Source organism: Neorhizobium sp. IRS_2294 (genome assembly GCF_050500145.1).
GTDB lineage: Bacteria > Pseudomonadota > Alphaproteobacteria > Rhizobiales > Rhizobiaceae > Neorhizobium > Neorhizobium soli.
The window spans coordinates 1,683,352-1,697,181 of sequence record NZ_CP191439.1 but is presented as its reverse complement, the minus strand read 5'-3'; the positions used below and the strand labels follow the sequence as shown (position 1 = coordinate 1,697,181).

The following is a 13,830-nucleotide window of genomic DNA, read 5'->3' as shown; positions in this document are numbered from 1 at the left end:
TTGAAAAGCTGCGGATCAGATCCGCTCCTCGGTCGCCGCATCGAACAGCGACGCCATGGTCATGTCGAAGCCCAGCCGGACCTTCGATCCGACAGCGTAACGACGGGCCCCGCCGACGCGAACGGACAGAGTGTGAGCGGCGAGTTTCAGCCAGATGAGATTGTCTGCACCCATCGGCTCCTCGATGTCGACGATCGCCTCATGGATTTCCTCTCCGGCGATATCGGCATCGACCTTGATATGTTCTGGACGGACGCCGAGGACGACCTTGCGCCCGGGCGTTAACGGTTCAGATGCGCTGTAACCGTCGAGCAGGAAGCTGACGCCGTTCGTCTTGAACACGGGACGGCCGCCCTCTTCCGCCAGCTCGCCATCCAGGAAATTCATCGAGGGTGAACCGATGAAGCCCGCGACGAACTTGTTCTTCGGTCGGTTGTAGATTGTGACCGGGTCGGCAAGCTGCTGGATGACACCGCTCTTCATGATGGCGATGCGGTCGGCCAGCGTCAGCGCCTCGATCTGGTCGTGGGTCACGTAGATCATCGTGTTCTTGAGCTGCTGATGCAGCCGCTTGATCTCGACGCGCAGCTCGGATCTGAGCTTGGCGTCAAGGTTGGAAAGCGGCTCGTCGAACAGGAACACGTCGACATCGCGCACCAGGGCACGGCCGATTGCGACACGCTGCCGCTGTCCGCCGGAAAGAGCTGCCGGCTTTCGCTGCAGAAGCGGTTCGATCTGCAGGATCGCCGAAGCGCGCGCGACGCGTTTGGCGATGTCTTCCTTCGGCAGTCCGGCAACCCGCAGGCCGAAGGACAGGTTCTTTTCCACCGTCATCTGCGGGTAAAGCGCATAGGACTGGAACACCATGCCGATGCCGCGATCCTTGGGTTCCTCCCAGGTGACGTTGCGGCCCTTGATGAAGATCTGGCCATCGGTCGGCTCCAGCAAGCCGGCGATGCAGTTGAGGAGCGTCGATTTCCCGCAGCCGGAGGAACCGAGCAGAACAAGGAATTCACCATCGTGAATGTCGAGGTTCAGGTCTTCGAGAACCGTGACCGCCCCGAAGGACAGCGACAGGTCGCGGATCGAGACGCTGTGCTCGCCGGATACGGTGGAGGGTTCGGGCAACGAGGTTGCACCTGGGGGAAATGCGTTGGTGTGTGGTGTCTGGACGGAAAGATCGGTCATGGGGTCATCCCTTCACTGCGCCAGCGGCGATGCCGCGGACGAAAAGGCGGCCGGATACGAAATAGACGATGAGAGGAACGGCACCGGTCAGGAGCGTTGCCGCCATATTGACGTTGTATTCCTTCACCCCCTGCACGGAGTTGACGATGTTGTTGAGCTGAACCGTCATCGGGTAGCTGTCGGGCCGCGTAAAGACGACGCCGAACAGGAAGTCGTTCCAGATGCCGGTGACCTGCAGGATCATCGCCACCACGAAGATCGGGAGTGCCATGGGCAACATGATGCGCCCGTAGATTTGCCAGAAACCGGCCCCATCGATGCGCGCCGCCTTAAAAAGTTCTTCCGGCAGCGAGGTGAAATAGTTGCGGAACAGAAGCGTCAGGATCGGCATGCCGAAGATGGTATGGACGATGATGAGCCCGGTCAGGGTTCCGTAGATCCCGATCTCACGCAGGATGATGACGATCGGATAGATCATGACCTGGTAGGGGATGAAGGCTCCGATGATCAGGATGGAGAAGAACAGCTCCGACCCTTTGAAGCGCCAGTTGGCGAGCGAGTAGCCGCTGACCGAGGCGATGAAGATCGAGACCACCACAGATGGCAAAAGGATGCGGACGGAGTTCCAGAAGCCGCGTGACAAGCCGTCGCAATTGAGGCCGGTGCAGGCTTCTGCCCATGCCTTTACCCAGGGCTCGAACGTGATCTCCATGGGCGGCGAGAAGACGTTGCCCATGCGTATCTCGGGCATGCCCTTTAGCGATGTCACGACCATCACGTAAAGCGGCAGAAGGTAGTAAAGCGCCGCAAGGCCGAGCGTGCCGTAGAGCATGATATTGCGGCGTGAAAGCCGGCGCTTTGGTTTGCGACCGCTCGGGCCCTCCAATGCGCGTGACGGTGTTGTCGCCAGCACTGCGGCATCTGTGACGACGGTCGATGTGGTGTCGAAAGTGGAAACGTTAGCCACGCTTGCGCCCTCCGAATTCGAGATAAGCCCATGGGACAATGATGATGGCGACGGTCAGCAGCATCATGGTCGATGCGGCAAAGCCCTGGCCAAGGTTCTGCGCCTGAAACATGTAGTCGTAGACGTATTTCGCGGGCACTTCGGACGCGTTGCCGGGTCCGCCTGAGGTCTGCGCCACGACGAGATCGTAGAGCTTGACGATGCCGCTCGCGATGATGACCAGCGTGGTGATGAAGACCGGACGCATCATAGGGATGACGATGAAGAGGTAGGTCCGCCACATCGGAATGCCGTCGACGCGCGACGCTTTCCAGATATCCTCGTCGATGCCGCGAAGACCTGCGAGCATGAGGCACATGACGAGCCCCGTGCCCTGCCACAGCCCGGCAATCAGGATGCCGTAGATGACGATGTCGGGGTCATAGACCGGATTGAATTCGAAGGTCTCCCAACCGAGCGACCGGACGATGTGCTGGATGCCGAATTCGGGGTTCAAGATCCATTGCCAGACGAGGCCGGTGACGATGAAGGACAGCGCGAACGGATAGAGAAAGATCGTCCGGAACATGTTTTCGAAGCGGATCTTCTGGTCCATCAGGGCTGCCAGCACAAAGCCGACAACCAAGCTGAAGATCAGCGAGAGGATGCCGTAGATCGCCAGATTCTGGATCGAGATCAGCCAGCGTGCCGAGCCCCAAAGGCGCTCGTACTGATCAAGCCCGACGAATGTTGCGCGCGGCAGCAGTCTCGAATTGGTGAAGGAGTAGATGACGGTCCAGACGGAACCGCCGAGGAAAATTACCAGCGCGACGAAGATCATCGGGATGGAGGCAACTTTCGAATTCAGGTTGCGAAACAGCTGGTTTGGTCTGGCAGATTGATGGGTTTTCGCCATGTGTTGTCCTCGATCGGCTGCAGCGTGAAGGCCGCAGGTTTCCGGGCCGGCCCCGCGCTGATGCGGGGCCGGTCAAGGTCAGCGATTTGAAGCGGTGTCAGTCCGCAGAGCTGATGATATCGACGAAGCGCGCCTGAGCATCCTTCACGGAGATGGAGCTGCTGAAGAACTCCGACATCAGATCTTCCTTCTGTTTCTGCGTATCGGCAGAGACAAGCTGGTCGGTGCTGGTGGCGGTGTTACCCTTGGCGATGATCGCGATACCCTTCTTCATGCAGTCGTTGGCGGCTGCCATGTCGATATCGCCACGGATCGGAACCGATCCCTTTTTCAGGTTGAATGCGACCTGTAGCTTGGGATCGACGATCGTTTCGGCGAGAACGTTCTGCGCCTCCGACTTGGCTTCATCCTTCAGCAATGGGAAATAGATGGCATCGCCGTTGGTTGTCAGCACGTCGTTGATGCCGAGCCCTGGCAGGCAGGTGTAGTCGGTGCCGGCAGTCTTTCCTGCCAGCGAGAACTCACCCTGTGCCCAGTCACCCATGACCTGGCCACCGGCCTTGCCGGTCAGCACCATGTTGGTGGCCTGGTTCCAGTCCTGTACGTTCGAACCCTTGGCGAGTTCGCGTGCCTTGTCGGCTGCTGCAAAGATCTTGGCCATTTCAGGCCCTGCAGCAACCTTCGCGTCCTTGTCCTTGTAGACCTTCTCGTAGAGGTCTTTGCCGCCCAGCGAGATCAGCAAGGTATCGAACAGGCCATTGGCCTGCCACGGCTGACCACCCAGTGCCAAAGGCTGGATACCGGCCTTCTTGAGCGCGGGCGCTGCTGCGACGAACTCGTTCCAGTCCTTCGGAACGGCAACGCCTGCCGTCTTGAAGGCTGCGTTCGAGAGCCACAGCCATTGCCACGAGTGGATGTTGATCGGGGCACAATAGATCTTGCCCTCGAACGTGCAGCTGTCGAGCAGGTTGGCAGGCTTGATAACCTCTTTCCACTTGCCCTTCTCAGCCACATCGCTCAGGTCTCGCATGAGACCCGACTGGACCAGTTCTTCGGCCTGCCGGCCGTGGTTGAACTGCGTGGCGCCCATCGGGTCACCACCGGTGATCCGGCTGATCATGATCGGCCGCGCGGTTCCTCCCGAACCTGCGATGGCTCCATCAACCCATTTGTTGCCGGTAGCATTGAAAGCGCCTGCCAGTTCCTTGACAGCTGCAGCCTCTCCCCCCGACGTCCACCAATGGGTGACCTCAAGATCGGCTGCCTGAACAAAGCACGGCAATGCCACGGTGGCAGCCATAACGGCTGCTAAAGCACGGATGCGCATGAGTCTCCTCCCTCACTGAAACGTTGCAGTAAAAGGCTAGGACAAACATCGATGGAGGGCAACCGAAAATCGCGTGAAAGATTTGGAGCAGGTTCGAAGCAATGTCCGACAGCAGCCCGCGTGCTTCGTGTTGATGCACTTATCTCGTTACATAACAATGCTTTATAGAATTATCATATTGATCCTTCTTCGCAGACGCAAAAGAATTGTGCGTCTGCGTTGTAACGGGTATATCGACGGCAAGTCGTTGGTTTTCAGCGAAAATAGGACTGTATCGTTGCAGATTTTTATCGTATGAACGGTGCTTGTGGAGAAGGTCGCAGTCGCCGGTAATCTCCGAGAAAGCTGCAGCCATGGATGAAGACAAACGTAGATCCTTCGGGACGATCGGCAATCAACGCCCGACCCTTAAGACAATTGCCTACATGACGGGGCTGGGTATCACGACGGTGTCGCGGGCCCTCAAGGATGCACCCGACATCGGGGCCGACACGAAGGAACGCGTTCGACTTGTGGCCGGCCAGCTCGGCTATCACCCGAACCGGGCGGGCGTCCGGTTGCGCACAGGCAAGACCAATGTGATCGCGCTCGTGCTCAGTATCGAACAGGAACTGATGGGCTTTTCCAGCCAGATGGTTCAGGGCATTTCCGAGGTTCTCGGGGGCACGCAATACCACCTCGTGTTGACGCCCCACTCTTTCGAGAAAGACCCCATGGTGCCGGTGCGCTATATCCTTGATACGGGATCGGCAGATGGCGTGATCATCTCGAGGATCGAGCCGGACGATCCGCGTGTGCGGTTGATGACGGAGCGCAACCTGCCTTTCGTCACCCACGGCCGAACCAGTATGGGGATCGAGCACCCCTACCACGACTTCGACAACACGGCGTTTGCCTATCAGGCGGTCGAGCGGCTCGCCAAGCGAGGCAGGCGGCATATCTGTCTGCTCGCCCCACAGAGCAGGTTTGCCTACTATACCCATAGCCGCATCGGCTTTGAACGGGCGCTTGCCGATTTCGGCGTGAGCGAGGTGCCGATGGGACGGATCACGACGGAGACGTCGCTGGAGGATATCAGAGCCTATTCGGAGAAGCTGTCGCGGCTTCCGCAACCGCCTGATGGAATCATTTCGATGAGCGGCTCTGCAACGATCGCGATCGCCTCAGGCCTTGAAGCTTCCGGTCGAAAACTCGGCCGCAATGTCGATATCGTGTCAAAGCAGTCGGCCGAATTTCTCAACTGGATCAGGCCGGAAATCCTTGCCGTAAACGAGGATATCCGTTGGGCGGGACGGGAACTTGCAAAGGCCTTGCTGGCCCGAATTGATGGGGCGGCCCCAGAGCTTTTGCAAAGCGTCAGCCAACCGGAATGGTCGATCAAGTCACCACAGGACTGATCGAATGCAAAAAGCCCGGCGCTTGGCCGGGCTTTCGGTGTTTGCAAAATAGTCTTAGGCGAAGTCGGCGAGTCCGCTGCCCCACGGGCCATGGTGCTTGTCGACGCCGTCGAGGCGATCGAAACCGTGGGCACCAAAGAAGTCGCGCTGCGCCTGGATGAGGTTCGCAGTGCCGCGTCCACGACGGTAGGCATCGAAATAAGACAGCGCGGACGAGAGCGCCGGAACCGGCAGGCCGGACATGACGGCATAGGAGACCACGCGGCGCAGTGCGCCATCGGTGTCTGCGACCATCTGGGCAAACGCCGGTGTCACGATCAGGTTTGCAACATCCGGGTCCTTCGAGAAGGCCGAGGTGATCTCATCGAGGAAGGCCGAACGGATGATGCAGCCATCGCGCCAGATCTTGGCGATCGTCGGCATCGGCAGGTTCCAGCCATACTCCTTGGAGGCGGCAGCCATGACGGCAAAGCCCTGCGCATAGGCGCCGATCTTGGCCGCAAGCAGCGCGTTTTCGAGATCGGCGAGGAACGCCGCGCTGTCTGCCGGCGCATCGATCGCTTTCGGCAGGCCAAACTGCTTTTCTGCGGCGAGGCGCTCGGTGCGCTGAGACGACAGAACACGCCCGGCGACGGCGGCCTCGATCGCGGTTGCCGCGACACCCATGTTCTGGGCTTCGATGACCGACCACTTGCCGGTGCCCTTCTGGCCGGCGGAATCAACGATCACGTCGACCATCGGCTTGCCGGAAATCGGGTCCTTTGCCTTCAGAACCTTCTCCGAAATCTCGATCAGGTACGAATTCAGGCGGCCGGTATTCCACTTGCCGAAGACGTCGCCAATTTCGGTGGCGCCCATGCCGAGACCATCGCGCAGGATGCCGTAGATTTCGGCAATCATCTGCATGTCAGCGTATTCGATGCCGTTATGGATCGTTTTCACGAAATGGCCGGCGCCGTTTTCACCGAGCCAGGCGACGCAGGGTTCATCGTGGAATTTCGCGGAGATCGAGGTCAGCACCTTCTCGACGCGCTTCCAGCTTTCCTCAGCACCGCCGACCATGATCGACGGTCCATGGCGTGCGCCTTCTTCCCCACCGGATACGCCCATGCCGATAAAGGTCAGGCCGGAACCTTCGAGGTTTTCGAAACGGCGCATCGTATCGCGGAAGTTGGCGTTGCCGGCATCGATCATGATGTCGCCCTGCGAAAGATAGGGCTTCAGGAGCTCCATCTGCTGATCGACCGGATCGCCGGCCTTGATCATGATGATGATCGGGCGTGGGGGCCGGATTGCAGCGATGAATTCTTCCAAGGTCTCGCAAGGAACGATCTGGCCTTGCAACGCGCCCGCCTCGGCGTAGAATTTCTTGGTAACTTCCGCTGTCCGGTTGAAGACGGCGATCTTGTTGCCTTTTTCCGCGATGTTGAGCGCGAGGTTTGCACCCATAACGCCAAGACCGATAAGACCGATTTCTGCCTGTTCCACGGATATGCCTCCAGTTTTAATTTGACGCTGTTTTGGCATCCTCGTTTCCAAACGGCAAGGCTAAGACGAAAGCGAGCCCGTTTATTCGCGGATGCGCCGGCTTGTGCGATCAAGAGCATTTCCGAGTGGCATGCCACTCGGCGTAGAAACCAAGGAGGCCTTCATGACGGTCATGCCCGCACGCGTAATCCACCTCTCGATCGAGCGGAACTGGGGGGATGTCTACGCATTTGCAAGGCGTCCGGAAAACATGGCAAGCTGGGCTTCCGGCCTTGCCGCAGACCTGCGCGCCGAAGGTGAAGACTGGATCGGCGATGGCGGTCCAGTTGGAACAATCCATGTTCGCTTCGCTCCCGACAACGACTTCGGCGTGATCGATCACAGGGTCACGTTGGAAAACGGGATGGCGATGGACAACGCGCTGCGTATCATACCGAACGGTGATGGAGCTGAAGTTCTGTTCACTCTTTTGCGCCAACCCGGTACCGACGATGCGGCGCACGAAGCGGATGCCGCGCATGTCCTCAAGGATCTGCAGTCGCTGAAGGCAATCATGGAACGCTCAGTGTCAGGCCGCAGGCCTCTTCCGCCGATCGGCGGTCTCTTGAATGACCAGGAGAACACCGATCATCGTTGAAGACCGCTGGAACGGCGACATGCGGCAGCGAAGCACAAGCGTCTCGCCTCCGACTTGATCTGCATAGGTGACCGACGTGCTTTCGCCTTCGAAGCAGCGGTCCAGGTTCGGCTTGAACTCGTTTCGAAATCGATGGAGACCGACAAATTCCCCGATATGCCGGCCGACGAGTTCCTCACGCGGAATGTTCAGCCGCTGCGCGTTCGTCTCGTTGGAATAGAGAATGCGGTAACCGGGAGCGACGACAAGAATGCGGTCCGAAAGCTGGTTCAGGAGGGAATCGTCGAGAATGCCGGTGGAGACGGCTTGGTCGATCGGCGAAGATTGGTCCTGCCCATCACCGGGAGCTCCCGGCGCTTCCGCACAGGTCGTCTGCGGTGCAAGATAACGCTCGACCAGGGTCTGCAGGAGGTGAGCGTTGCGCCGAACGCAGCTGCGATCGTCCGCTTCCTCGTTCAGGAGGTCGAGCGCAAAACGGAACTGGGCCTGAATGCTGCCGGCATCGGATTCGGCGCTGCCAAAGATCGCCAGGAGCAAAGGATCAAGTTCGCGGTCGAGACTGGCTGTCAAAGCCTCGTCTTCGCGGTCGATCGCCTGCTGTAGCTCTCCATATTTCGACCAGAAAAGATCGATCAATGCTTGCAAGACAATGCCCTCTCCACACGAGCCTCACGTCAGCCGTGGCCCTCTGAGACGACTGCGTCCAATCTCGTATAATACATCACACGTTAAATGTACTCTCAAAAACGGCCCCTAAAAATGGCCGGTAAATACCCGTAGACGCTTGCAACCCACGAGAATTGTGGCCTCAGGAAATCAATCTGTGACCGTTTTCTTGATGTGCCAGCGGTCGTGATACCACAGCCACTGTTCAGGGTATTCCCGCACCCAGGATTCGACCTTGTCGTTCAGGACCTGAGACGTGCCCTGGATGTCGAGATTGCCGCGTTCGTCGCGCGGAAGTTCGATGCGAGGCTCTATCTCAAGGCGAAAACGATTGTTCGGGAGACGGATGCAGCGGGCCGGATAGACATCCGCATCAAACTGACGCACGAGCTTGGCAAGAAGCGGGTTCGTTTTAACAGGGCGTCCGAAGAAATTGGTCGACAACCCTTTTCTGAACTTCTGGTCGACGAGGACACCGACCCCCCCGCCCGCGTCCAGGCGCCTCGCCAGCGAGAACGATGACCCCGCATGCGACGGCACGAGCTGCCCCATGCGGGCACTGCGGAACGAGAAGACCTTATCCGCGATGTAAGGGTTGTTCGGCGGACGGAACAACACCATGACCTCGAGACCAAAGGCCTTGCCGGCGACAGGCAGGAGCTCGAAATTGCCGGTATGGGCGGTAAAGACGATAAACGGCCGCGGGTTTTCGACCAGATCGAGGAAGATCGGGGTGCCCGAAACTTCCACCCTGCCCGGCTCTTTCTGTTCCGGGTCAAAGTCGAACAGCCTGTCGAGAAAGACATATTCGGCGGCAAGCCTGCCCATATGTCCCCAGCTGGCGACCGCGATCTCCTGCAGCTCCGCCTCTTCCTTTTCAGGAAAGGCGTTGCGCAGATTGGTCATCATCAGCTTGTGACGCCAGAATTTAGGCCCGATATAACGCGCGAAGCGATCGGCAAACCGGATCGCCGGATCCGCCGGAAAGATCTTCAGGAAATTCAGCAGCCCGAACGTGAGCTGCGCCACCAGCCACTGGCGGAAGTGGATAAGCTTCAGAACAATCCGGGTAATGACCATCTTCATCCGTGGTCAGTCCATCCTCAGGACGATCTTGCCGAAGATCTGGCGGCTCTCCATGCGGGCAAGTGCCTTGTGGATTTCATCGAACGTGACTTCTGTGTCGATCACCGGATGAACGATGCCCTGGGCCATCTTCTGCATGGCATCGGCCATGTTCTCCATGCGGCAGCCAAACGAGCCGATGAGCTTCAACTGCTGCTGGAACAGCATCATCAGATTGAGGTCGGTGGAAACACCCGAGGTGGAGCCGCAAGTGACGAGGCGTCCGCCGCGCTTCATGCACAGCATGGAACCCGCCCAGGTATCCTTGCCGACATGTTCGAAGACGACATCGACGCCCTTCTTCTTGGTCAGCTTGCGCACGACGCCTTCGAAGCGATCCACACGGTAGTTGATGACATGATCGGCACCGAGTGCCTTCGCCTTTTCGATCTTGTCGTCCGAGCCGACCGTGGTGATGACCGTGCAGCCCATTTTCTTTGCCAGCTGGATGGCGGCAGATCCGATGCCCGAGCCGCCGGCGTGAATGAGGATCGTCTCGCCGGGCTGGAGCTTGGCGTTGTCGAACAGCATATGCTCGACCGTGCCGAATGTGACAGGCGCGAGTGCTGCTGCAACGGCATCGACGCCCGGAGGTGCCGGAACGAGAAGACGGGCCGGAAGATTGGCCTTTTCCTGCGCGAAGCCATCGAGATGGAAGCCATGAACACCCGAGACATTTTCGCAAAGGTTGTCGCGCTTTTCGCGGCACGCCTTGCAGAGACCACAGGTACGGGCGCCGTAAATCGACACAAGCTGGCCGGGCAGAACATTCGAAACACCGGGACCGATGGCTTCCACGACGCCGGAGGCCTCGGCGCCGATCGTCAGCGGCATCTTGCGCTTGGCGAATGCCATACCGCGCCAGCCCCAGACGTCGATGTGATTGAGTGCTACGGCCTTGACACGCAACGTGACTTCGCCAGGACCCGGCGCCTCCGGCTCGGGAATGTCGACGGCTTCGAGCTTGCGGTCATCAATCAGTTGCAGCGCGCGCATAACAGGTCATCCTCCGCCCGTTTGGGCGTTCAAAAGTCTATCAAATCTCTTGGGGGCTCGCCTTACGCCGGTTCAAGCGTCATGACAAGGCTGGCGTTCTGGCCGCCGAAGCCGAAGGAATTGGACAGAACCGCCCTCGGCGCACCGTCCCGCTTCACATTCGGCACCACATCCAGCTCGATCGTCGGATCGGGATTGGTGTAGTTGATGGTCGGCGGCAGAGTGCCGGTCAGCATCGTCTGGATCGAGAATACGGCTTCGACAGCGCCGGCTGCCGTCAGCGTGTGACCGATCATCGACTTGTTCGACGACACCGGAATACCCTTCAACCCCTCGCCGAACACCGCCAGCATGGAGCTATATTCCATCTTGTCGTTTTCCGGCGTCGATGTGCCGTGGGCGTTGATATAGCCGATGCCGCTTTCGTCCATGCCCGCATCTTCAAGCGCCGCCCGGATCGTGGCGATCGCCGGGCCGCCGTCCGGGGACGAGCGGGTGCGGTGGAAGTGATCGGCCTTTTCGCCGAGACCCTTGACGATGCCGAGCACCTTGGCGCCGCGCGCGATAGCCGACTGCAGGGATTCCAGAACGAGCGTTGCCGCGCCTTCCGCGATGACAAAGCCGTCACGATCCTTGCTGAACGGCTTGGACGCCTTTTCCGGCGGATCATTTTGCGTCGAAAGCGCAGACAGAAGCGAGAAGCGCACGAGTGCCTCGACGCTGACAGAACCGTCGGTCGCAGCGACCAGAGCCTTGTCGGTACGACCCTGACGGATCGCTTCGACGCCGAGCTGGATCGCGGTTGCACCAGAGGCGCAGGCGGTGGAAAGCGTTACGGGCAGGCCACGGGTACCAAACTTGTCGGCCAGGCGCTCCGAAATCGAACCGAACTGGACGGCTTCGAGAAAGACAGGATCAGGACGCTCGCGCATGGCCGTCAGAAAGCGATCGTAGGCATCGCCCTGCTGCGTCGATGGCGGTGCACGGTCTGCAAGCGCGAAACGGTCGGACCATTCCGGCTCGACTGGCGGAGCGGCCAGAAACAGCGGTCCGTCGAAATCACCGGACAAGCCGGCTTGGGCCAACGCTTCCGCCGTTGTCTCGCGGGCGAAGGCAAACGAGCGCTCGACCGAGTTTTCGGCTGGAACCTTGATGAAGTCCACCGTGCCGCTGATGCGGGTTGAAAGGCCTTCGGTCGGAAAACGGGTGATCTTGTGGATGCCCGACGTGCCAGAGGTCAGCGCTGACCAGTTGTCATCAAGACCCTGTCCGAGCGAGGTGATGACGCCCATGCCGGTGACCGCGACGATGGGCCGGCCGAGATGATCCGTGAAGCGGTTGTCACTCATGACTGTCTCCTTCACGCTTCAGCAGAGAGGACAGCAATCCCCTCGCCGCGTGTATATCCAACTGTAGTGACAATCGCCTGCTTTGCCGGGGACGCCATCGGCGTCTCGTTTGCGGCGTCGAAGGCCGGGACCTTGGCAGTCGATTCGAGCGTAAGCGCTGCAAGGGCGATGCCGAGCGGGAACTGCGCTTCCATCGCGTGGCCCGTAACGCCGCCAAAGCCGCGGATCGCGGAACCCGGGAAAGCCTGCTCGAGCGCTGTCTTTTCGCGCTTCGCGAGATCGACCATGCCGCTCGCGCCGGAGAACACGACAGTTTCCGCCCCCTGCGTGCCGTGGGCGGTGAGCCGCGACATGCGCTTCTCGAGCCCGCCATCGTCGCGGTTGCCGCGATCGCCTTCGACGGCATCGATCGTTGCATAGATCCGTGCACCACGCGCCTGCGCGTAGCCGCGGGATTCGAGCACCAGGAAGGCGCCCACCGAACCGGTGATCATTCCGCCGCCATTGTCCGGCGAGCGAGACCACAATGGCTGCCAGCCGCCTGTCGCGTGGGCACGGATGCCCTCGACCAGCAGAAGAATATCAGCCCGTTCCGCCACGAAGGCGCCACCGACGAGACTGTGGCTCGACTGGCCCGCCTTGATGCGGTGGAAGGCGGTTTCGATGGCCGAGATACCGGCCGATTCTTCGCCCATGAAGGTGCGGGACGAGCCGGTGACCTTGTGGACGATCGAGATATTGCCCGCCATCAGGTTCGAAAGCTGGGCAAGGAACAATGTCGGACGGAGCTCTGTCGTCAGCTTCTCGTTCAAGACCATGTCGCGATCGTTGCGCTTCAGGGCTTCGTCGACGATCAGCGAATCGACCTTGATGTCGCGCTCACCGCCGCCGGCGGCAACGATCATGTCCATCGAGGCGCAGGCATCCGCATCCGTCTTCAGGCCGGCGTCGTCCAGAGCGAGCCCCGCGGCGAAAACGCCGAGGCGCTGCCAGTTCTCCATCTGGCGCTGATCGCCGCGCTTGGCGATCTGGGCCGACCAGTCGATCTCAGGCATGGGATGGACAGGATAGGGTTTGAAACGCTCCGTTTCGACCTTGGGCTCGTCGATGGACGATCCCGTCAGAAACGCGACATGCGGCTCTATGCCGACGCCGAGCGAGGTCACGATGCCGACCCCGGTAATCACCACATCATTGTCAGACTTCATAACTGTCCTCTTTGCGCGGCTATTGACCAGCGACGACATCAGGCCCGACGGGACACTCTAAAACCGGTCCGTCCGGGCCGTATTATTCACGAAGGCTTTGCGTCAGGCGCCGGCCTGCATCGCCGCAATGAGGCCGATCTCTTCGGCGCGCTTGCGCACAATCGGCGCCAGCGGAATTTCACTGAACGGCATGGTCCGCAGCTTAAGCTGCGCATCGCACACCTTTTTGCCGCCCGACGTAATCTTTGCCTTTGTCACCATGTAGCCGGAACCCTCATGCTCCAGAAACGCCTCGATGTCGAGCACGGCGTTCGGCTCGACAAACGCACGCATCTTGGCACTGTCCACCGACATCAGGAATGGCATCGCGGCGAAATCGGTCGCCGCAAGAACCAGCATTCCGGATGCCTGCGCCATGGTTTCGATCAAAAGCACGCCTGGCACCAGCGGCATTCCCGGAAAGTGCCCTTCGAAAACAGGGCTCTTTTCAGGAACGACCGAGCGTGCAGTCAGCGTTTTTCCGGCAAGATCGAGCGTTTCCACCCGATCGATCATCTGGAAATATTCAAGAAGCATGAACTTGCGCC

The 13,830-nt window shown here is 59.7% G+C and carries 12 protein-coding genes and 1 pseudogene; 2 read left to right on the top strand and 11 right to left on the bottom strand.

The genetic code is table 11. The annotated features are described in order from the left end of the window. Window positions 1-15: 15 nt before the first annotated feature. The 4 genes from ACQY1K_RS08250 to ACQY1K_RS08235 all read right to left on the bottom strand — a co-directional run bounded on the left by ACQY1K_RS08250 (window position 16) and on the right by ACQY1K_RS08235 (window position 4,377). On the bottom strand, window positions 16-1,188 hold the full coding sequence (locus ACQY1K_RS08250; RefSeq protein ID WP_082471919.1) for an ABC transporter ATP-binding protein: 1,173 nt from the start codon (window positions 1,186-1,188) through the stop codon (window positions 16-18). Between the two features lie 4 nt (window positions 1,189-1,192). Next, window positions 1,193-2,155 carry a carbohydrate ABC transporter permease gene (locus tag ACQY1K_RS08245; protein WP_430258742.1) on the bottom strand — a complete coding sequence of 321 codons (963 nt, stop codon included), beginning with the start codon at window positions 2,153-2,155 and terminating at the stop codon, window positions 1,193-1,195. Further along, window positions 2,148-3,050: a carbohydrate ABC transporter permease gene (locus tag ACQY1K_RS08240; RefSeq protein ID WP_430258740.1), complete on the bottom strand. Its 903-nt coding sequence runs from the start codon at window positions 3,048-3,050 to the stop codon at window positions 2,148-2,150. Before ACQY1K_RS08240 ends, ACQY1K_RS08245 begins: the two co-directional genes overlap by 8 nt. Before the next feature lie 97 nt (window positions 3,051-3,147). Next, window positions 3,148-4,377 carry an ABC transporter substrate-binding protein gene (locus ACQY1K_RS08235; protein WP_092662250.1) on the bottom strand — a complete coding sequence of 410 codons (1,230 nt, stop codon included), beginning with the start codon at window positions 4,375-4,377 and terminating at the stop codon, window positions 3,148-3,150. Window positions 4,378-4,730: 353 nt separating this feature from the next. Between ACQY1K_RS08235 and ACQY1K_RS08230 the strand changes: the two genes are divergently transcribed. Then, window positions 4,731-5,774: a LacI family transcriptional regulator gene (locus ACQY1K_RS08230; protein ID WP_062457145.1), complete on the top strand. Its 1,044-nt coding sequence runs from the start codon at window positions 4,731-4,733 to the stop codon at window positions 5,772-5,774. A gap of 54 nt (window positions 5,775-5,828) precedes the next feature. Here the strand turns inward: ACQY1K_RS08230 and gndA are convergent, their stop codons facing one another. Further along, window positions 5,829-7,262 carry an NADP-dependent phosphogluconate dehydrogenase gene (gene gndA, locus ACQY1K_RS08225; protein ID WP_062457148.1) on the bottom strand — a complete coding sequence of 478 codons (1,434 nt, stop codon included), beginning with the start codon at window positions 7,260-7,262 and terminating at the stop codon, window positions 5,829-5,831. Between the two features lie 163 nt (window positions 7,263-7,425). Between gndA and ACQY1K_RS08220 the strand changes: the two are divergent. After that, window positions 7,426-7,824: pseudogene (locus ACQY1K_RS08220) on the top strand (SRPBCC family protein); the annotation flags it as partial. 6 nt (window positions 7,825-7,830) lie between these two features. On the opposite strand, the gene ACQY1K_RS08215 reads toward ACQY1K_RS08220, so the two are convergent. From ACQY1K_RS08215 to ACQY1K_RS08190, 6 genes are all read right to left on the bottom strand, one after another. Beyond that, window positions 7,831-8,544, bottom strand: a complete 714-nt coding sequence (locus ACQY1K_RS08215) for a PAS domain-containing protein (protein ID WP_430258737.1) — start codon at window positions 8,542-8,544, stop codon at window positions 7,831-7,833. A 171-nt stretch (window positions 8,545-8,715) separates the two neighbouring features. Beyond that, on the bottom strand, window positions 8,716-9,651 hold the full coding sequence (locus ACQY1K_RS08210) for a lipid A biosynthesis lauroyl acyltransferase (RefSeq protein ID WP_430251830.1): 936 nt from the start codon (window positions 9,649-9,651) through the stop codon (window positions 8,716-8,718). A 6-nt stretch (window positions 9,652-9,657) separates the two neighbouring features. Continuing rightward, complete coding sequence (locus tag ACQY1K_RS08205; protein WP_062457160.1) at window positions 9,658-10,686, bottom strand: zinc-binding dehydrogenase; 1,029 nt, start codon at window positions 10,684-10,686, stop codon at window positions 9,658-9,660. 62 nt (window positions 10,687-10,748) lie between these two features. Further along, on the bottom strand, window positions 10,749-12,035 hold the full coding sequence (locus tag ACQY1K_RS08200; protein WP_062457163.1) for a beta-ketoacyl-ACP synthase: 1,287 nt from the start codon (window positions 12,033-12,035) through the stop codon (window positions 10,749-10,751). 11 nt (window positions 12,036-12,046) lie between these two features. Beyond that, window positions 12,047-13,243, bottom strand: a complete 1,197-nt coding sequence (locus tag ACQY1K_RS08195) for a beta-ketoacyl-ACP synthase (RefSeq protein ID WP_113112239.1) — start codon at window positions 13,241-13,243, stop codon at window positions 12,047-12,049. Window positions 13,244-13,345: 102 nt separating this feature from the next. Continuing rightward, window positions 13,346-13,819, bottom strand: coding sequence for a 3-hydroxyacyl-ACP dehydratase FabZ family protein (locus ACQY1K_RS08190; RefSeq protein WP_430258735.1), 474 nt, complete (start codon window positions 13,817-13,819; stop codon window positions 13,346-13,348). Window positions 13,820-13,830: the final 11 nt, after the last annotated feature.

Coding starts and splice junctions, on each gene's coding strand:
- ACQY1K_RS08250 (WP_082471919.1), bottom strand. CDS start 1,188: ATGACCGATCTTTCCGTCCAGACACCACACACCAACGCATTTCCCCCA.
- ACQY1K_RS08240 (WP_430258740.1), bottom strand. CDS start 3,050: ATGGCGAAAACCCATCAATCTGCCAGACCAAACCAGCTGTTTCGCAAC.
- ACQY1K_RS08235 (WP_092662250.1), bottom strand. CDS start 4,377: ATGCGCATCCGTGCTTTAGCAGCCGTTATGGCTGCCACCGTGGCATTG.
- ACQY1K_RS08230 (WP_062457145.1), top strand. CDS start 4,731: ATGGATGAAGACAAACGTAGATCCTTCGGGACGATCGGCAATCAACGC.
- ACQY1K_RS08210 (WP_430251830.1), bottom strand. CDS start 9,651: ATGAAGATGGTCATTACCCGGATTGTTCTGAAGCTTATCCACTTCCGC.
- ACQY1K_RS08205 (WP_062457160.1), bottom strand. CDS start 10,686: ATGCGCGCGCTGCAACTGATTGATGACCGCAAGCTCGAAGCCGTCGAC.
- ACQY1K_RS08200 (WP_062457163.1), bottom strand. CDS start 12,035: ATGAGTGACAACCGCTTCACGGATCATCTCGGCCGGCCCATCGTCGCG.
- ACQY1K_RS08195 (WP_113112239.1), bottom strand. CDS start 13,243: ATGAAGTCTGACAATGATGTGGTGATTACCGGGGTCGGCATCGTGACC.
- ACQY1K_RS08190 (WP_430258735.1), bottom strand. CDS start 13,819: ATGCTTCTTGAATATTTCCAGATGATCGATCGGGTGGAAACGCTCGAT.